15 protein-coding genes are annotated in these 20,662 nt (G+C 48.1%); all 15 read left to right on the forward strand.

The genetic code is table 11. From position 1 onward, the window contains the following. Nucleotides 1-837 precede the first annotated feature (837 nt). Nucleotides 838-3,063, forward strand: a complete 2,226-nt coding sequence (gene pcrA, locus ACKTSF_RS04045; RefSeq protein ID WP_407886855.1) for a DNA helicase PcrA — start codon at nucleotides 838-840, stop codon at nucleotides 3,061-3,063. 22 nt (nucleotides 3,064-3,085) lie between these two features. Continuing rightward, nucleotides 3,086-5,119, forward strand: a complete 2,034-nt coding sequence (gene ligA / locus ACKTSF_RS04050; RefSeq protein ID WP_407886857.1) for an NAD-dependent DNA ligase LigA — start codon at nucleotides 3,086-3,088, stop codon at nucleotides 5,117-5,119. Further along, nucleotides 5,119-6,291 (forward strand): CamS family sex pheromone protein, encoded by a 1,173-nt coding sequence (locus ACKTSF_RS04055; protein WP_407886938.1) that lies wholly within the window; start codon nucleotides 5,119-5,121, stop codon nucleotides 6,289-6,291. Before ligA ends, ACKTSF_RS04055 begins: the two co-directional genes overlap by 1 nt. Nucleotides 6,292-6,727: 436 nt before the next feature. Further along, entirely contained in the window at nucleotides 6,728-7,036 is a 309-nt protein-coding gene (gene gatC, locus ACKTSF_RS04060) for an Asp-tRNA(Asn)/Glu-tRNA(Gln) amidotransferase subunit GatC (RefSeq protein WP_407886859.1), read from the forward strand. 3 nt (nucleotides 7,037-7,039) lie between these two features. Further along, the gene (gene gatA / locus ACKTSF_RS04065) at nucleotides 7,040-8,509 is read left to right on the forward strand and encodes an Asp-tRNA(Asn)/Glu-tRNA(Gln) amidotransferase subunit GatA (protein WP_407886861.1); all 1,470 of its coding nucleotides are present in this window, start codon (nucleotides 7,040-7,042) and stop codon (nucleotides 8,507-8,509) included. Then, nucleotides 8,509-9,930: an Asp-tRNA(Asn)/Glu-tRNA(Gln) amidotransferase subunit GatB gene (gene gatB / locus ACKTSF_RS04070; RefSeq protein WP_407886862.1), complete on the forward strand. Its 1,422-nt coding sequence runs from the start codon at nucleotides 8,509-8,511 to the stop codon at nucleotides 9,928-9,930. The genes gatA and gatB overlap by 1 nt, the downstream gene beginning before the upstream one ends. 17 nt (nucleotides 9,931-9,947) lie before the next feature. Further along, complete coding sequence (locus tag ACKTSF_RS04075; protein ID WP_407886863.1) at nucleotides 9,948-10,961, forward strand: diacylglycerol kinase; 1,014 nt, start codon at nucleotides 9,948-9,950, stop codon at nucleotides 10,959-10,961. A gap of 63 nt (nucleotides 10,962-11,024) precedes the next feature. Then, entirely contained in the window at nucleotides 11,025-12,392 is a 1,368-nt protein-coding gene (gene rlmD, locus ACKTSF_RS04080; RefSeq protein ID WP_407886864.1) for a 23S rRNA (uracil(1939)-C(5))-methyltransferase RlmD, read from the forward strand. Between the two features lie 356 nt (nucleotides 12,393-12,748). Beyond that, entirely contained in the window at nucleotides 12,749-13,438 is a 690-nt protein-coding gene (deoC, locus tag ACKTSF_RS04085; RefSeq protein ID WP_407886866.1) for a deoxyribose-phosphate aldolase, read from the forward strand. A 29-nt stretch (nucleotides 13,439-13,467) separates the two neighbouring features. Further along, nucleotides 13,468-14,655: a phosphopentomutase gene (locus tag ACKTSF_RS04090; RefSeq protein ID WP_407886868.1), complete on the forward strand. Its 1,188-nt coding sequence runs from the start codon at nucleotides 13,468-13,470 to the stop codon at nucleotides 14,653-14,655. A gap of 23 nt (nucleotides 14,656-14,678) precedes the next feature. Further along, nucleotides 14,679-15,386, forward strand: coding sequence for a purine-nucleoside phosphorylase (deoD, locus tag ACKTSF_RS04095; protein WP_407886870.1), 708 nt, complete (start codon nucleotides 14,679-14,681; stop codon nucleotides 15,384-15,386). 94 nt (nucleotides 15,387-15,480) lie between these two features. Beyond that, nucleotides 15,481-16,437, forward strand: coding sequence for a DNA-binding transcriptional repressor DeoR (gene deoR / locus ACKTSF_RS04100; protein ID WP_407886872.1), 957 nt, complete (start codon nucleotides 15,481-15,483; stop codon nucleotides 16,435-16,437). A 41-nt stretch (nucleotides 16,438-16,478) separates the two neighbouring features. After that, nucleotides 16,479-17,777, forward strand: a complete 1,299-nt coding sequence (locus ACKTSF_RS04105; RefSeq protein WP_407886874.1) for a pyrimidine-nucleoside phosphorylase — start codon at nucleotides 16,479-16,481, stop codon at nucleotides 17,775-17,777. A 576-nt stretch (nucleotides 17,778-18,353) separates the two neighbouring features. Next, nucleotides 18,354-19,886, forward strand: coding sequence for a gamma-glutamylcysteine synthetase (locus tag ACKTSF_RS04110; RefSeq protein ID WP_407886876.1), 1,533 nt, complete (start codon nucleotides 18,354-18,356; stop codon nucleotides 19,884-19,886). 362 nt (nucleotides 19,887-20,248) lie between these two features. Then, nucleotides 20,249-20,644 (forward strand): D-ribose pyranase, encoded by a 396-nt coding sequence (gene rbsD / locus ACKTSF_RS04115; protein ID WP_407886878.1) that lies wholly within the window; start codon nucleotides 20,249-20,251, stop codon nucleotides 20,642-20,644. Nucleotides 20,645-20,662 lie beyond the last annotated feature (18 nt).

Raw genomic sequence — 20,662 nt, forward strand, 5'->3', positions numbered from 1 at the left:
TGGAACGGTGCGAACACAACTTGAAGCCTCGAAAGAACCGAGTCTACAAGCTTGGTTTTCTACTAAGCCAGTGGGAAAAGCACCCCCTGACTAAGTAGAACGACGCGCCTGAGCCCATATCTGCCGACCTCTCGGCTGACGTAGTTGGTCTGTGGTAACGCGGATTGTATCTATAGAAACGTTATTGTTTTATGCTTGAATTTTAGGAACCATTTGGGATTCAGTGTTTGAAATTGACGTGCACAATCAGAGCCGGAGGCGGCCAGGGATGGAGCTAGCAGTGTCGACGATGTAAGACCGGGCGATTTTCTCCCGGCCTTACATCGTGGGACGACCTGAGAGACGCCTGAACTTGGCGGCTTTCAGGCGAGCTGGAAGCCCGTCCTTTGGCTGGAGGTGTTCCCCACAGCAAGCGGAATTCCTGGCCGCCGGAGTGCGCCCATTTCAACTAGTTTAACGGTGATAACCCTCTACTGTTGCAAGAGTAACATGAACATTTCATCTTTCAACCTTCAGTTTTATAATAAGAGATTTTAAAATGTGACTGAGAGCGGTAGGCGTGGCTCAAGATATTTGCTACAATGACAGATGACAATAGGGGAACGTATGTACGTAAATTTGTGCGATATTTCCAATGGAAACTCAAAAATTTAATAGAGCGAGCGTATTGAACTGCGAGGCACATTTGGTTGCCGAGTTCAGTGATGTCTAGGGAAACGGGAATCGACTTATTTAGAGCTCGGCGGTGTCGAAAGCCCTAGAATTTTGCTATAATAGTCAGGACTAACTACAGAGAGGATTGTGTTCACGGTGGCAGGAGAAGAATTGTTAACTGGCATGAATGATAAGCAAACGGAGGCCGTCCTTCAGACTGAGGGGCCCCTTCTGGTATTGGCAGGTGCCGGTAGTGGTAAGACACGAGTCTTAACGCACCGAGTAGCTTACTTGATTGAGCACAACAACGTCATGCCGTGGCGAATCCTAGCAATTACCTTTACGAATAAGGCAGCTAAGGAAATGCGTGAACGGGTGGCCAAACTTTTAGGCCCTGACGGTAACGACGTTTGGGTCTCCACGTTCCATGCCCTGTGTGTGCGTATTTTACGACGAGATGCTGATAAATTAGGATATAATCGGGCCTTTACGATTGCCGATACCGGGGAGCAACGGACACTGATCAAGCGAGTCTTACAGGACCAGAATTTGAATGTTAAGAAGTTTGATCCGCGCTCAGTTCTAGGGGCCATTTCGAATGCCAAGAATGCTTTGCAGACGCCAGCGATGATGCGTGAAGCAGCAGGGAATCCGTTTGAAACAACGGTTGCTGATGTTTATGAAAGCTATCAACGCCAATTGAAGGCCAACCAGGCCATGGACTTTGACGATCTGATTATGCTAACGATTAAGTTATTTAACGATGAAAAAGAAGTCTTGGCACACTATCAGGACAAGTTCCAATACATTCACGTGGATGAATATCAGGATACCAACGATGCCCAGTATATGCTGGTCAACATGTTGGCTAAGAAGTTTAATAACCTCTGTGTCGTTGGGGATGGGGATCAGAGTATTTACGGTTGGCGGGGTGCCAACATGGAAAATATTTTGAACTTTGAACATGACTATCCCGATGCGCACGTCACCATGCTGGAACAGAACTATCGGTCAACCAAGACAATCTTGAAGGCCGCCAATGATGTTATTCAGCGCAATGTGAACCGGAAAAAGAAGGATCTCTGGACGGAAAATCCAGAGGGAGACCCAATCTCTTACTACCGTGGCCAAAATGAAAATGATGAAGCACACTATGTCGTGGCAAAGATCCAGGAAGAACGTGAGCAGAACCATCACGATTACGGTGACTTTGCGGTTCTGTATCGGACCAACGCGCAGTCACGAGTGATTGAAGAAACTCTGGTGAAGGCCAACATCCCGTACACCATGGTCGGCGGGCACAAGTTCTACGACCGTAAGGAAATTCGGGATGTTTTAGCTTATCTGACTCTGATTGCTAATCCGGCTGATTCGATGAGCTTGGAACGAATCATCAATGAACCCAAGCGGGGGATTGGTGCAACGAGCCTGACGAAGTTGCGGGACTTTGCCGACTTTAATGGCTGGTCCGAGTTAGAGGCCACGCAAAATGTCAGCCTTGCGACGAACTTGGGCGCCCGGATTCGAAATGCCATGGAAAAATTTGGACTGACCATCAAGGCTGTGCAAGATGTTGCCGCCACGGCGACGGTATCCGATATAACCAGTCAATTACTGGATCAGACTGGTTATATGGCCGCCTTGAAGGCTTCCAAGTCCTTGGAAGCTGAGACGCGAATTGAAAACATTGAGGAATTTCTGTCCGTGACGCAAAAGTTTGATGATGGTTGGGATAACGAAGATCACGATGAAAATGATGATCGGTTGGTTGAATTTTTGGCCGATTTGGCCTTGGTCTCAGCACAAGACGATGTTGAGGAGGAACCTGCCGAGGTGACACTAATGACGTTACATGCCGCTAAGGGACTGGAATTCCCAGTGATCTTTCTTATGGGGCTTGAAGAAGGTATCTTCCCACTTTCACGGGCGATGCTTGAAGATGATCAGTTGGAAGAAGAACGTCGTCTGGCCTATGTTGGGATCACACGGGCACAGCAGAAGCTGTATCTCACCAATGCGTACTCGCGAATGCTCTACGGTCGGCGGCAGAACAACCCTGAGTCACGGTTCATCACTGAAATTGCGCCAGAATTACTACACTTGGATTACAGTGAAAGTAAGGCTGGGTTAACGCCTAACCGTCAAGATGTCCCATTTGCTCGGCGAACAGCCAGTGCTGTGGCTACGCCGTATCATGGCAAGACTGGTCGGGTTAGTGAACCAACGGGTACAGGTGCTGGCAAGGTTGCCTGGAGTATTGGTGACAAGGCCAGTCACAAGAAGTGGGGAATCGGAACCGTCGTTAAGGTTAGCGGTACCGGTGAAGATGCTGAACTCGATATTGCGTTTCCAGAACAGGGTGTCAAGCGGCTGTTAGCTGCCTTTGCACCCATCAAGCGAGTTGATTAAAAAGTTAACGTGGGAGGCTAATATGACTGATAAACCCATTAATACTTTAACCGAAGAACAGGCTGCGAGCGAAGCGGCAGAGTTACGTCCTCAGCTTATGGTGTGGGGTAAGCAATATTACGATGCAGATGCACCAGCTGTGGAGGATGACGTCTATGACCGGAGCTATGCGCGATTGGTTGCGCTGGAGACGGCCTTTCCTAATATTGTGACACCGGAATCACCTACACAGCGAGTCGGTGGGACAACGCGAGGAGACTTACCCAAGGTCACACATGATATTCCGATGCTTTCTTTGGGCGATGTCTTTTCACTGGAGGAGTTGGGGGAATTCGATGAACGGCTTCGAGCTAATGTTGAAGAGGATTTTGATTATAACTGTGAATTGAAGATCGATGGTCTGGCTATTTCATTACGTTATGAAAACGGGGAGTTTGTTCAGGGTTCCACGCGGGGGAACGGTCAGATTGGTGAGGATATCACGGCCAATCTGAAGACAATCAAGTCGATTCCGCAAACGCTGAGTCGACCACTGACCATTGACGTGCGGGGCGAGTGCTACATGCCTAAGGCGGCCTTCTTGGCGCTAAATGAACGACGGGAAGCAGCCGGTAAGGCACCCTTTGCCAATCCGCGGAACGCTGCGGCGGGGTCGCTGCGGCAACTGGACGTTCAGGTTACGGCGGATCGCCAGCTCGCAACTTTTATGTATAATATTGCAGACTACGAACCGCTGAATACACGGACACAGAGCGGATTGCTAGATGAACTGGCAGGGTTGGGTTTCACAACTAACCCAAGTTACCAGATTGCACGCAACATGACCGAGGTCGGGACGTACATCGACCGCTATCAGGAGCAGCGAAGCAATCTCCCATACGGGATCGATGGTATCGTCATCAAGGCTAATTCATTGCCATTACAGCGGTCATTGGGGGCCACGGTCAAGGTGCCGCGTTGGGCAATTGCCTACAAGTTCCCACCAGAAGAAGTTCAAACGAAAATTTTGGATATCGAATGGACCGTGGGACGGACAGGAATTGTTACGCCAACTGCTGTGATGGTACCAGTCGCATTGGCTGGAAGCACAGTCGCTCGGGCTTCCCTTCATAATCCAGACTATCTGGAAGCTAAGGATATCCGGATCGGTGATACGGTGTTGCTGCATAAAGCGGGGGACATCATTCCTGAGATTTCACAATTTGTTGCGGCTAAACGTCCGGCGGATGCCAAACGCTATCCGATTCCAACACACTGTCCTTCTTGTGGCGCGGAATTGGTTCACTTGGATGAGGAAGTTGCCTTGCGTTGTATCAATCCCAACTGTCCTGCCCAACTGGCTGAGGGGATGAATCACTTTGCCTCTCGAAATGCGATGAACATTGCTGGTCTGGGCCCACAGATTGTGGCACAGCTGTTTGACCGAAAATTGGTGAGCAATGTTGCCAGTTTATATCGGCTAACTGCCGACCAATTATTAACTTTAGATAAATTTGGGGAGAAGTCGGCCCAAAACCTCTTGACAGCAATCGATAATAGTCGCAATAATTCATTAGAACGTTTGCTATTTGGTTTAGGCATTCGTCACGTTGGGGCCAAGGCTGCCCGCTCTATTGCGGCAGAATTTGGCGACATTGACAGCTTGATGGCTGCCGATAGTGAGACGATTGCGGCCATCGATACCATCGGTGGCATTATTGCCGATAGTGTGGTGACGTACTTTAGCAATGAGCAGGTCCGAGACCTGATTCATGAGCTTGCAGACCTTAGTGTTAACCTGACTTATACCAGTGGGGCGACAATGCCCACTGAGATCGAGGGACAGTTTGCTGGACAACGTGTGGTTCTGACAGGGAAACTTCAAGAGCTGAGCCGGCCAGAGGCCACGGTATGGTTGGAGCAGCATGGTGCCACGGTCACCGGGTCTGTTTCTAAGAAGACGGACCTGTTGATTGCTGGTGAAGCGGCTGGTAGCAAACTTGCTAAGGCTCAGAGCCTAAACGTTCCCGTTTGGAATGAAGCACAATTGCAGGCGGCAATGGATGAGAATAAATGATGACCTTTAGGAGGAAACAAGTCGTGAAACGGTTACGAACTTTTATCGCGTTAGCTGCGGTTCCATTATTTTTGGCTGCGTGTGGTAATTTAGGTAGTTCCAGTATGTCTTCGAGTTCTGGCGGTAGTGGTAAATCTGGGAGTACCCAGTTGACCGGCCAAACGACGGACGGAGACTACGAAGGTGTCATCAAGAGTGGTCACTACCAGACGAGCAAGTCACGTGGGGTCACAAATAGCCAAGATTCTGGAAATACGTATAATTTGAAGAGCTTTGAGAATGGGATGCTGAGCGTCTCAAAGAAGGTCTTCTCAACTAAGAAATACGTCTTCCAGGAAGGTCAGTATCTGAGTTCTTCAACTGTGCAAAACTGGTTGGATCGAAAGTCCAAGTCTAATCCTGATGGGTTGAATCCCACTAGCAATGGGTCAACCTCGCCGACTAAGCGGAATCCTGTTTACATCCAGGCACTTGAAGAACAGGATTACATGACGCAAAAGAACAGCAAGCTTTCGTTGAGCGGGGTTACAATTGGGATTGCCGTAAATTCGGTCGACTATTACAAGAAGACCCAATATGGGGCAACCTACGAAACGAAGATCAGCAAAGCAGCTGGTGAGGCTTATGCCAAAAAGGCAGCTGATACAGTACTTCAGCGTCTGCGGAAGAAGTCCGCGTTGAAGAATGTACCAATCGTGATCGCCGTTTATCGTCAGGCATCTAACGATAGTTTGGTTGGTGGAACCTTCATGGCGTACTCGAATAATAAGGCTGGTGTAACCAGTGTGAAGAGCTGGACGCCGCTTGGGGAAAAGAACTATGTGTTCCCAATCGAGAGTGGCTCAAGCAGTCCTAACAGTAACGATGAGAGCTCCTTTACGAACTTCAAGACGCAAGTCGAGAACTTTTTCCCGAACCTGAGTGGCGTTACGGCGCAAGCCCGTTATGACGGTAAGAACCTGCAAGGGATGCACGTTAACATCACCATCCAGTTCTATAGCCAAACAGAAATCATTAGCTTTACGCAGTACTTGCAAACGGCGGCACAAAAGTATCTGCCGTCCGGTGTGCCGATTGATATTACAGTCTCTTCAACGGACGGGACACAAAGCTTCCTGTCCCGGGCGAGTGGGGCAAAGAAGTTTACCAGTCACGTCTTCAATAGTTACTAAATGCAAGTGAATATTTTGCAAAGTTGCGGATCACTTTCGTCATTTTGACGAAGGAACTCCGCAACTTTTGTGTTATCCGCTCCGCATCGGTTGGGACGAAGATGATTTGGCGGCTGGATAGTGAGACGGCTTATTTATAGGGTAAAGTGGTAAGTTAGCCGTAAATGAGTTGTTATCGTGCAGACTAACTGTTATTATGGGCATTCGGCAGTAGTCACATCCCGGAGAAAAGCCATATAGAACTTTTTTCGAGTTGAAAGCCAGCCGCTTTCTAGATCCGATCACGCGAAGTCCAAACGAGGTCACAGAAAAACGATCATTTTCTTATCAGAATCTTTGGTGTGACGCGGATATATGGTAGAATGTTAATGTGTGTTTATCTTCAAGTAATTGGAGATAAACGGTGAATGCGGATAAATTAGAAAGAGGGATATTGATGGCTAATCGAATTAATCGAGACCAAGTTCAACACGTTGCCGGTTTGGCAAAGCTTGAATTTACGGATGCCCAGTTGGATGCTTTCACGCCCCAACTTGATGACATTATTGGCCTTTTTGAAACGCTCAGCGAGGTTGATACTGACGGCGTTGAAGTAACGAGTAATGTATCTGATCAATTAAACGTTATGCGTGAAGACGTCGCCGATAATTGGGGACAGAGTCAAGCGCTGCTTAAGAATGCACCAGACGCCGCTCGCGGCTTCATTAAGGTGCCGGCCATCATTGACGAAAGCGAGGATAACTAACAGATGAATTACTTTAAACAAGATCTCGCCAGTCTCCACGCCGACTTGGTCGCTAAGAAGCTTAGCGCTAAGGAATTAACGCAGGCAACCTTCGACAATATTAAAGCCACTGATCCTAAAATCGATGCCTTTCTAGCCTTGAATGAAGACGCTGCGCTGGATCAAGCTGCTAAAGTTGATGCCGATGGGATTAAGGAAGACCAACTCTTGGCTGGGATTCCCGTAGCAATCAAGGATAACATCGTCACTAAGGACTTAACGACGACGGCTGCTTCCAAGATTTTAACCAACTTTAATCCTATCTATGATGCTACGGTCACAACTAAATTAGCTGATGCACAAATGATCACGGTCGGGAAGACCAACATGGATGAGTTTGCCATGGGTGGTTCCACCGAAACGTCTGCTTTTAAGCAAACGAAGAATGCTTGGGATCAAACCAAAGTTCCTGGTGGATCCTCTGGGGGTTCCGCAGCTGCTGTGGCTTCTGGTCAAGTCGTTGCTGCCCTAGGTACCGATACCGGTGGCTCTATTCGCCAACCCGCCGCATTTAACGGGGTTGTTGGAATGAAGCCAACTTACGGCCGTGTTTCTCGTTGGGGTCTGATCGCTTTTGGTTCTAGTCTGGATCAGATTGGGCCATTGACGCGTGGGGTTAAAGATAACGCCACGATCTTAAGCGCCATTGCAGGACATGACGAACATGACTTAACGAGTTCAACACAAGCTGTTCCCGATTTTGCAAAGGACTTAAACGATGCAACTAGCGTCAAGGGCTTGCGCATTGGATTACCTAAGGAATTCTTGGCCGAAGGAGTCGACGAAGGCGTGAAGAGCGCCATTCTGGCTGCTGCTGATACCTATCGTCAATTAGGTGCCACTGTCGATGAAGTTTCCTTACCACACAACAAGTATGGGGTTGCTGCTTACTACATCATCGCCTCATCCGAAGCCTCATCTAACCTGCAACGGTTCGATGGCATTCGTTATGGTTACCGGGCACAAGACGTTAAGAACTTGGAAGACGTCTACGTGAAATCCCGTTCTGAAGGTTTTGGTGATGAAGTTAAGCGTCGGATTATGTTAGGAACCTTCTCCTTGTCCGCTGGATTCTATGACGCCTACTTCTTAAAGGCTGCCAAGGTTCGGACGGTCATCATTAACGACTTTAAAGCGGTCTTGAAAGACCACGATTTCATCATGGGACCTGTTGCGCCAACGCCTGCATTTGACTTGGGTGCTGAGATCAAGGATCCAATTACCATGTACATGAACGATATCCTGACGATCCCAGTTAATTTGGCTGGATTACCAGGACTTTCATTACCTGCTGGTTTCAGCAACAACTTGCCAGTTGGGATGCAATTGATTGGTCGGCCGTTCGATGAGAGTACGCTGTACAAAGCCGGGTACGCCTTCGAACAAAACACGGACTTTCATTTACAAGTACCAACGTTAGGAGGCCAAAACTAATGAATTTTGAAACTACGATTGGACTGGAAGTCCACATTGAGTTAAAGACAAATTCAAAGATCTTTAGCCCATCCCCCGTTGCTTACGGAGCTGATCCTAACGCCAACACCAACGTCATTGACTTTGGGTATCCCGGGGTTTTGCCAACAACCAACAAGGGTGTCGTCGCCGATGGCATCATTGCGGCTTTGGCCTTGCACGCGACGGTTGAACAACACACACACTTTGACCGTAAGAACTACTTCTATCCTGATAACCCTAAGGCTTACCAGATCACACAATCCGACAAGCCTATCGGTCATGATGGTTGGGTTGAAGTTGATGTTGATGGTGTGAAGAAGAAAATCGGTATTTCTGAAATGCATATTGAAGAAGATGCCGGAAAGAACACCCATGAGCGCGACTATTCTTATGTTGATTTGAACCGGCAAGGAACGCCGTTGATTGAAATTGTGTCCAAGCCAGACATCGCTTCACCTGCTGAAGCCTATGCCTACTTGGAAGCTCTTCGTCAGCGGATTCAGTTTACCGGGATCTCCGACGTGAAGATGGAAGAAGGCTCCATGCGGGTCGATGTTAACATTTCCGTGCGGCCTGTTGGTCAAGAAAAATTTGGGACTAAGACGGAACTGAAAAACTTGAACTCCTTCAACTACGTCCAACGTGGGTTGGCGTACGAAGAGAAACGGCAGCAACAAGTCTTGATGTCTGGCGGCGCGGTGCAACAAGAAACGCGGCGGTTTGACGAAAAGACTGGTGAGACTATTCTGATGCGGGTCAAGGCCGGTGCCGATGATTATCGGTACTTCCCAGAACCTGACCTGCCAGCACTGGAAATCAGTGACGACTGGGTCAAGGAACTCGGCGATGCTATGCCAGAAATGCCAACTAAGCGTCGCGAACGTTACGTTAACGAGCTTGGTTTGACGGATTATGATGCCATGGTTATCACCCAGACCAAGGAAATGTCTGACTTCTTCGATGCTGCTGTTGACTTGAAAGCAGATCCTAAGATGGCTGCTAACTACCTGCAAGAGGACGTTAACGCCTATCTGAATGATAATCACGTTGATTTACAAGCCACGAAGCTGACACCGGCTAACTTAGCCGGGATGATCAACTTAATTTCCGATGGCACGATTTCTAGCAAGATGGCTAAGAAGGTCTTCAAGGCCATCACCAATGGCGAGGAACCTAAGGCTTTTGTTGAGAAAAACGGTTTGGTACAATTGTCAGATCCTGCTAAATTACAGCCGATCATCGACGATGTTTTACAGTCCAATCCACAATCCATCGAAGATTTCAACAATGGTAAGAAACGGGCCGTTGGATTCTTAGTCGGTCAAATCATGAAGCAAACGCACGGGCAAGCTAACCCGCAAGTCGTTAACAAGTTGTTAATGGCAGCATTACAGCAATAGAGCAATGGAGGCACATCATGCGTAAACGGGCACGGGTCATTTATAATCCAACTTCAGGGCGTGAAGCTTTGAAAAAAGACCTGATTGATATTCTAGCGGTGTTTGAACAGGCGGGGTACGAGACGAGTGCTTTTGCCACCACAGCCGATCCTAACTCGGCACAAAACGAAGCGACCAGAGTGGCGAAAGCTGGCTTTGAGTTGATCGTGGCTGCCGGGGGCGATGGGACGATCAATCAAGTTGTCAACGGGATTGCTGGATTGCCACATCGTCCTAAAATGGCCATTATTCCTGCCGGTACCACGAATGATTATGCTCGGGCGCTTCACATCCCGCGCGAAGATCCTTTGGCGGCAGCGAAAGTTGTCCTGAAGGATCAGACCATCAAGATGGATATCGGCCAGGCGGGTGAGACATACTTTATCAACATTGCCGGTGGGGGACTACTGACGGAGTTGACCTATGACGTCCCATCCAACTTGAAGTCCATTTTTGGCTATCTGGCATACCTCCTGAAGGGGGCCGAGCTCTTGCCACGGATCAAGCCCATTGATATGGACTTGACCTATGACGGTGGTCATTTTCGCGGCAAGGCGTCCATGTTTCTCTTGGCACTGACCAATTCCATTGGGGGGTTCGAGCAGATTGTGCCCGACGCCGCATTGGATGATGGGAAGTTTACCATGATCATCGTCAAGACCGCCAGCATGCCGGAAATTCTCCGGTTGATGGGCTTAGTCTTGAACGGGGGTAAACACATTAATGATTCTCATATCATTTACAAGAAGACCAGCAAGGTGATCGCTAAGCCGGTCGAGGATCGAATGATGATCAACTTGGATGGCGAATACGGTGGCGATGCACCAATGAAGTTCCGGAATCTTGGACAACACATTGAGATGTACGCCAACTTAGATGCTATTCCAGATTCGGCGGTTACTAGTGAATCACCAGAAGTTCTGGAAGCAGAACAGCGCTTTGTCAAGCAGGTTGAAAGCCTACCTGAAGGCGAACGTCAAACGGAAGATTAAGATACTGAAGGGATTTTGCACGAACGTTTAGTGGCAAAGTCCCTTTCTCATTAAGGAGTACACATGAAAACTAAAGCACCAGTAGCAAAGAATGAACGCCTCGACGTCACAATCGCTGACCTGACTTATCAGGGGATGGGTGTGGCTAAGGTGGACGATTTCCCATTGTTCATCGAAAATGCCTTACCTGGCGAAGAATTGACAATTCAGGTCACTAAAGTCCAGAGCCATTACGGGTTTGCCCGGGCAGTTGCTTGGAAGTCCGAATCACCGGACCGGGTTAAGGATGTTGATAAGACATACCGTCAAACTGGGATTGCGCCCCTACAACATCTGGCCTACCCAGCCCAATTGAAGTTCAAGCAACACCAGATTGCTGAACTCTTCAGTAAGGACCACCAAGACGTTGACGTTGCCCCAACGTTAGGAATGGACAACCCAACCCAATACCGGAACAAGGCGCAAGTTCCTGTTCGGATGATCAAAGGTCAACTGGAAACCGGGTTTTACCGGCAACACAGTCATGACTTGATCCCCTTGACGGACTTTTACATTCAAGATCCGGCCATTGACGCTGCCATTATTAAGGTTCGGGATATTCTTCGTCAATTTGAGATTCCGGCCTACAATGAAATCAGTGACAAGGGTGTTATCCGGAATATTATGGTTCGACGGGGTTACTACAGTCATGAAATGATGATCGTCCTGATTAGTCGGACGCAAAAGCTGCCAAGTCAGGCACAACTGGTCGATCAAATTCACCAGGCCTTACCAGAGGTCACCAGCATCGTTCTGAACGTTAATGCCAAGAAGACGAATGTCATCATGGGTAACGTCACGCGAACACTGTACGGCAAACCTACTATTGAGGATAGCCTGTTAGGATTGACCTTCGCTATTTCGGCCCGGTCATTCTATCAAGTGAACCCACAACAGACTGAAAAGCTGTATCAAATGGCCATCGATAAGGCCGGCTTGACCGGTGAAGAAACCGTCATCGATGCCTACTGTGGTATTGGGACGATTTCATTGGCCCTGGCTAAACATGCCAAGCAAGTTTACGGAGTCGATGTCGTTTCCGAAGCAATTGAAGATGCCAAGGTCAATGCCCAGAAGAACCATTTGAGCAATGTGACTTTTGAAATCAACAAGGCCGAATACCAAATGGCTAAGTGGCAAGAAGACGGTGTTAAGCCCGATGTTGTCGTGGTCGATCCACCACGCAAGGGTCTTGCCGAAAGCTTGATTGATTCCACCGCTAAGATGGGACCCAAGAAGGTTGTTTACGTCAGCTGTAACCCAGCAACGTTGGTTCGTGATGTGACCCGGTTCCAAGAACTTGGTTATGAAATTGACGGGCCAATCCAACCGGTCGACCAATTTCCACAGACACCACACGTGGAAAGCGTCACAGTTTTAGTGAAGAAGTAATCTTACATGAATGAATGAGGATCTCAACGCGCAATTGTTGAGGTCCTTTTTTTGACGAAAATTAGGCACCAGCTTCTGACGATTCCTAAGTGAGGTCATCAAAAAATAGACTTTTTTGAATACACGCCAGCTTACTAAATGTGCATGCTCAATACTAATTTGATGATTTTTTTTGCACACGTGACACCATAATGAAAGCTTGCTTCCAACACGTAAAGCGATTTACTAGAAAGCATTTTCAATATGTGCGTCTTGACACAATTAACGGGGTTGTTGAACAGAATTTCAAGATTTTGCTTTACAAACGTGCAGGAATCCGTTATGCTAATTGTGATAAATGAAAGGGGTTTCATATTATGACATTAACGACTGCACAATTAGCAAAATACATGGATCACACTAACTTAAAGGCCGATGCCACCGAGGCTAGCATCAAGCAAACCTGTGACGAAGCTAAGCAATTTGATACGGCTTCCGTCTGTGTTAACTCCTACTGGATTCCGTTTGTTGCTGAGCAATTGAAGGATAGCGACGTTAATCCCATCGCCGTTGTTGGCTTCCCACTAGGTGCCATGGCAACCGCTAGTGAAGTCTTCGAAGCGAACCAGGCTATCGAAGACGGTGCCGAAGAAATCGACATGGTTATCAATGTTGGTGAATTGAAGTCTGGTAACAATGATAAGGTTGGCAAGGATATTCTCGCCTTAGCGGAAGCCGTTCATGCCAAGGGAAAACTGCTTAAAGTTATCCTGGAAACGTGCCTGTTGAACAACGAAGAAATTATCCGCGCATGCAAGTTGAGTGAACAAGCTGGCGCTGACTTCGTGAAGACTTCTACTGGGTTCTCAACCGCGGGTGCTAAGCTCGAAGATGTTAAATTAATGCGTGAAACTGTTGGCGACCGGTTAGGTGTTAAGGCTTCCGGTGGGATTCACAGCAAGGACGAAGCCTTAGCTATGATCGATGCTGGTGCTAGTCGTTTAGGTGTCAGTGCAACGGTTGCTATTTTGACCGGCGAAGCCACTGGGACTAAGTCAGGTTACTAAAATAAGTTTGTGAAAGTGGGGATACGGATATGAAGTTTAAACGCATTTTCGGTTTAGTTATGGATTCTGTTGGAACGGGGGCCGCACCGGACTCTGCGAAATACGGTGACGAGGGGGCCGATACGCTTGGCCACGTGGGCCACTACTACGCGGGCAAGTTAGCCTTACCGAACCTGGCTAAATTGGGGATATCCAATCTCCGGGATACGCCAATTGAAGGTGTTCCCGTAGTCGATGCGCCACACGCTTATTACGGTAAAATGCAAGAAATCTCTGCCGGCAAGGATTCCATGGATGGCCACTGGGAAATGATGGGGTTGCCCGTTCGTAAGGCACTCGATACGTTCCCTAACGGCTTTCCAGCTGACATCATCAAGAAATTGGAAACGTTTTCTGGTCGTAAAGTTATCGGTAACCGTCCCGAATCTGGTACCAAAATCATTGCTGAATTAGGGGAACAACAGATGGCTAAGGGCGACCTGATCGTCTATACGTCTGGTGATTCCGTCTTGCAGATTGCAGCGCATGAAGAAGTTATTCCATTAGACGAACTCTATAAAATCTGTGAATACGCACGTTCTTTGGTCAATGGCCCAGAATACCTGATTGGCCGGATCATTGCACGGCCTTACGTTGGACCAGATGCCGATCACTTTACACGGACGGCTAACCGGCGTGACTTCACGCTGGAACCAACCGGTAAAACCGACATGGATCGCCTGCAAGCCGCTGGTGTTCACGTGGTTGGTGTGGGGAAGATTAACGATATCTTCTCTGGTCACGGGATTGACGAAGGCTACCATAACGAAAGCAACATGGACGGAATGGATCACGTGGACCACGTCATGCAAGAAGACTTTACCGGATTTTGCTTCACGAACCTGGTGGACTTCGATGCGATGTATGGTCACCGCCGGAATCCCAAGGGCTTTGGCCAAGCGTTGATGGACTTTGATGAACGCCTGGGCACGGTTATGGCCAACATGCATGACGATGATCTGTTAATGATCACCGCAGATCATGGGAACGATCCAACTTACACTGGGACGGATCACACCCGTGAATTTGTCCCAATTCTGGCTTACTCCCCAGGCTTTAAGCAGGGTGGTAGCTTGGGTGTTCGGTCACCATTCTCAGATTTTGGTGCCACGGTGTTGGATAATTTTGGTGTGGCTGGTAACAATGAAGGCCACAGTTTCTTAGCTGACTTGAAATAGCGCAACCGAGGAGGAAAACCATCATGAGTAACCATTTGGAAGCAAAAATGGGCGATATCGCCGATACTGTCTTAATGCCCGGTGATCCATTACGGGCGAAGTACATTGCCGAAACGTTCTTAGAAAACCCAGTGTGCTACAACAAGGTCCGAAATGCCTTTGGCTATACCGGAACTTACAAGGGCCACCGGATTTCCGTACAGGGAACTGGGATGGGGATTCCGTCCATTTCCATTTACGCTCACGAATTAATCAATGACTACGGTGCCAAAAAATTATTCCGGGTCGGTACAGCCGGCGGAATGAGTCCGGACGTTCACGTTCGCGACGTGGTTCTGGCACAGGGGTCAACGACGGATTCAGCGATTATTCATAACGTCTTTGGTGGCGGCATCTACTATGCAACGTTGAGTGACTTTGGGTTGCTGGACGCGGCATATCATGCAGCTAAAGACATGCAGATTCCGGTTAAGGTTGGGAACATTCTGGCTGAAGATCGTTTCTATAACGATGAAATGGACCGGCAAAAGTTAGTCGACTACGGCGTGATTGCAACCGAAATGGAATCAGCAGCATTGTTCCTGATCGCAGCAAAGTACCACGTTAAGGCCTTATCCGTCCTGACCATTAGTAATCACTTGGTCACCGGTGAATCCACGAGTCCTGAAGAACGTGAAACGTCCTTCAGCGACATGATCAAGGTTGCTTTGGAAGCTGCCATTGCAGAGTAACCCTGAAATTGGTGGCCATAGCGCTGTAAGAGCAGCCGGTGGTCACCAGTTTTAAGTCTGGTAACATTTAAAAAATCACAAGGAGGGCAAACGCATGGCGGAGACGACGGAGCAACGACTAGCACAAAGCTTAGCTGTGGCTAAGATGTATTATCAATCGGACCAGAGTCAAAGTCAGATTGCCCACCAGCTTGGTATTTCTCGCCCAACGGTGTCACGCTTGCTACAGTTTGCCAGAGAGCAGGGGCTCGTCCGGATTCAGATTGTGGATCCGGTCCAAGACGTTCAAACGCTGGAGCAGGCGCTGACCCAGGCCTACCACGTGGAGGTTCACGTGGTGCCAACCCAGTTAACGGTAGCCAGTGAGCTACTCAACACGGTCGGTCAGTATGCGGCGCACTATCTCGAAGAAATCGTGACGGAACATGATATTATCGGGATTGGGTGGGGGAAGACCATCTACGCAATTGGTTCGAATCTACAACCCGATACCTTAACTGGTGTCGAGGTCATTCAACTCAAGGGAAGCGTGAGTTATGCAACGGAGCACACTTACGCGTACGAAAGCATTGACGCCTTTGCCAATGCCTTCCACGCCGTGCCCCAATACTTACCACTGCCGGTCATCTTTGATCACCAACAAACTAAAGAATTGGTGGAAGCTGAGCGACATATTCAGTACCTGCTCGAGTTGGGAAGAAAGGCCAATATTGCGATTTATTCCGTGGGCACCGTCCGTAACTCGGCACTGGTCTTTCAGCTGGAGTATTTACAGGAACGTGAAAAGAGTTTTCTGCAGGCTCACGCAGTGGGGGATATTTTTTCCCGCTACATCGACGAAAATGGTGAAGTCGTCGATCCGCAGCTGAATCAGCGCACAATTGGTATCGACCTCGACAATCTCCGGCAGAAGGAACATTCGATTCTGGTGGCGGCTGGTGATGCTAAGGTACCAGCGGTTAAGGCGGCCCTCATGGGTGGTTACCCGAATTGCTTGATTATTGATCAACACGCAGCAGCACAACTACTTAAGGTTACCCCGACGACCTAGCCGCGGTGACCGCATCCAATTAGAAATGGAGTGGCTGAAACATGAGAATGGTTGACATTATTGATAAGAAACGTAACGGTGGCGAATTAACCAAGGAAGAGATTCAAACTTTCGTGGATGGCGTCGTTTCCGGTGAAATTCCTGATTACCAAACCAGTGCCTTTTTGATGGCGACTTACTTCAAGGATATGACCGACGCAGAACGTTCTGAGCTGACGATGGCGATGATGAAGTCCGGGGATCACTTGGACTTATCGCGCATTGACGGCATCAAGGTCGACAAGCATTCAACCGGTGGGGTCGGCGATAAGACCAGTATTCCATTGGCACCAATCGTTGCTGCTTTAGGTATTCCCGTACCCATGATCTCTGGTCGGGGTCTCGGACATACGGGTGGTACGTTGGATAAATTGGAAGCGATTCCAGGCTATCAAGTGGAAATCAGTGAAGCGGACTTTATCAAGCAAGTTCAAAATGAAGGCTTAGCCATTGTTGGAGCAACCGGGAACATTGCGCCTGCTGATAAGAAGATTTATGCTTTACGAGACGTGACCGACACGGTTGATTCCATTCCGCTGATCGCCAGTTCCATCATGAGTAAGAAGATTGCTTCTGGGACGGATGCATTGGTCATCGATGTGAAGACCGGTTCCGGGGCCTTCATGAAGACGTTAGATGATTCACGGGAACTCGCCAAGGCCTTGGTTGGTATCGGGAAAGGGGTCGGCATGAACTGCATGGCCATTATTTCCGATATGAACCAACCACTGGGAAATGCCATTGGGAACGCCTTGGAAATCAAGGAATCTATCGACCTTCTGAAGGGCGAAGCACCCGCTGACATTACCGATTTGGTTCTAACACTTGGTTCTTACATGGTCGTAATGTCTGGCAAGACGGACAGTATGGCGGAAGCTCGTAAGATGTGTGAGGGCACGATCACGGATGGTTCTGCCCTGAAGAAATTCGGCGATATGGTTGCCGCACAAGGCGGGGACCGAAGTGTTGTTGACCATCCTGAAATCATGCCACAAGCGACCTACAAGATTCCGTTGCCAGCCAAGACGGCTGGCGTGGTTAGCCGTGTCGAAGCTGACGAAATGGGTGTTGCCAGCATGTTACTTGGCGGTGGCCGGCAAAAGGCCGATGACAAGTTAGACTACGCTGTTGGGATCATGATGAGTAAGAAGGTCGGTGACAAGGTAGCCGCTGGCGATTCACTGTTGACCATTTACAGCGATCGCGAAAACGTCGACGACATCAAGGATCTGTTATACACCAACATTGAGATCAGCGATTCGGCTGAACCATTGACGTTGATTCATGAGACAGTAAGGTAAGCGAGCCGGAGCACGTTTCGAAGGCGAACTCACTTGAATTTGGGAATCAACACCAAGGGCTGAGCACCTTTCTCAGTTCAACGCGATTAGTTTTACGCGACGTCTCAGGCCTCATAATCTTTAAATTCCAGATTTTCCAGTCATGCATAACTTAACAGCCACACACATTATTGAGAAGCCAACGCCTATGAGCTGGCTTCTTTTTTTGCCCCTTACTTAGTACTAATGTATTTTTCCGAGAATTGGTCTCATGAATTGCTAGCATAAGTTTAAAAATCGTTTTAATATACGAGTAATTAATAGGAAGAAAAGCTAATGTAGCGAATACTTTGTTAGTAAGATGAGTGAGTAATGATCCCGCAAAAAAGGGCGCGATAATCGCATGATCTTAAGATTCGGCAAAGTTTTGGCCGAATCTTCCGGTATAATTTAACGAAAACTTGGAAAAGTGTATAGTCAACAAAACCAACAAATTTTAATTTGCCGAAAACGGACAATATCAGTGACAGTGCTACTTTTTTTGGGTAAACTTTAGGTATCAGTAAAACCATTTGAACGTCAGGGGATGTTACCGCCATGCTGGACAATTTATTAGCGGTTATTCATGAAGAACACTTATCAGAACAGCTTTATCACAGTCTTGTGGGATTAGAAGTTGAAGAACAACGAATTGACCAGCATGGCCGGTTGAGTCGTCGCCCGCATCCCAGCAAATTTGGCTCGCGGACTTTTCACCCGTACTTCCAAACGGATTTTACCGAAAGCCAGTTAGAGGTCATCACGGACCCCAATCCGAATATTGGGGGGACCTTGGATCAGCTAGATACCCTACAAACGGTGGCCTACCGAACGCTCGAGGGGGATGACCGCATCTGGCCGTTGAGTATGCCGCCGGTCATGGACGATACCGATTTGCATTTCATTGCGGATCATTTTGATCGACCAGCAGTGAAACCTTATCGAGAGTATTTGGTTAAAAAGTACGGCCTACAGCACGGTTGTGTGACTGGCGTTCATGTAAATTACAGTATTCCAGATCCCGTAATTCATCGGCTCTTTAGCCACTACACCGATGAGTTCGACTCGCTGGTAGCCTTCAAGAATGCACTATACTTTCGTATGGCCCAGAACTTTGTTCGTTATCAGTGGCTGTTGACCTACCTCTTTGGGGCCAGCCCAATCGCTGAACAGGGGTTCTTTAAAACGACGCCACCGGAGCTAGTCGACCCCGTTCGAAGCATTCGCAACAGTCGCTTTGGCTTTGTTAATCGGCCTGAGGAGCAGGTGACCTATGCCTCACTGCCGGACCATTTGGTACAGCTTCAGCGAATGATCGATGCTGGAACGTATTTCTCGGCCCATGAGTTTTATGGCCCGGTTCGTTTGAAGGGGCAGGCCAATGCGCAAGACTTTCTGACCGGGGGCATCCAATATTTAGAGCTCCGAGACTTTGACAATACGCCATTCACGCCCAACGGAGTTAGTCGGCATGCCTTGTATTTCCTGAAGATGTTTATGATCTATCTCATGACTCAGCCGTTACCAGCGGCCAATGTATTGGAATTATTGGCAACGGGGCGGCAGCGTAACCAAGCTGTGGCGTTGGAACATCCACTTGAAACCACGCAGTTCCAGGCTAGCGGCCAACGGATTTTTCACGAAATGCGAGCAATGGCTGATCAACTGCAAGCCCACAATGAGCAGTGGGGGGCCATCGATGATCTGGAAGAGGTGCTGATGCATCCTGAACTGACGCCAGCGGCCAAGCTATTGACACACGTGGCGCAGGGGAGCCTGATGAAGTATGGGCAACGCGTTTCCCGGGAGTGGTATCACAACCGGATTGCCGCGGATAAACTGTTGCCGCAGATGCCACGGTTGGGTGAAGATACCCAGCGTCTGATTATGGTCGCCCTTCAATTAGGTGTGAAGTTCTATCAGGTTCGTGACGAAGACGGCGAGGATATGTTCATGTTTACTTTTGACGGGATCACCCAAGTCCTGCAAGAGCGGGATACCGTGGGAAAGGAACCGGAGGAGTTGCTGCGGCGACTATTCCCAGATTTGCCGGATCGTCCTGCACCATTAAATTATGGGCAATCAAAATAAATAATAAAAAAATCTGGAAATAAAATAGCAGATATTTATATTTTTATGAAAAACATTTTCATTTTGAGATGCCAGTTATTACGGTGTTAATTGCACCTAAATGAGTCAACCACGGGCGACCGGGTTGGCTTTTTTTGATCGCTTTCTGAAAATGAATTGCTTCACAAATCGCGTAATGGGCCTTGAAAGCCTTTTAATTTTATGATAATGTAAACGATGTCGCAAAACGTAAAACGGTTTACATACGATTTTTAGTCAACTAATTTGTTAAGCTTCGCGGGGAAACCGGTCGAGTTGAAATTAGTTGGAAAAGGGTTGCACGTGTACCAGTGATCAATTTAGTTAAAAAGGAGAAATATCTGATGAAAAAGACGACCGTTATTAATTCCGAATTATCTACGGTAATTGCCGGCATGGGCCACATGGATTGGTTAAGTATCGGTGATGCAGGGATGCCTGTTCCTATGGGAACTAAGAAAATTGATTTGGCTTTAACCAAGCAACTTCCAAGTTTTCAAGATGTTTTGAAGAACATCTTGGCCGAACTTGAAGTGCAAAAGATTTACTTAGCCGATGAAATCAAAACGGAGAACCCAGAACAATTGGCTGCCATTAAGGAATTGTTGCCTAACGTTGAGATCGCATACATGCCTCACAGTCAGTTGAAGAAGGACTTAGCACAAACGCACGCCTTTGTCCGGACCGGAGAAATGACGCCATTCTCTAACATTATTCTTGAATCTGGCGTAACCTTCTAGGCTTATATTTTAAACATA

Source organism: Levilactobacillus muriae, from assembly GCF_045862015.1.
GTDB classification, from domain to species: domain Bacteria; phylum Bacillota; class Bacilli; order Lactobacillales; family Lactobacillaceae; genus Levilactobacillus; species Levilactobacillus muriae.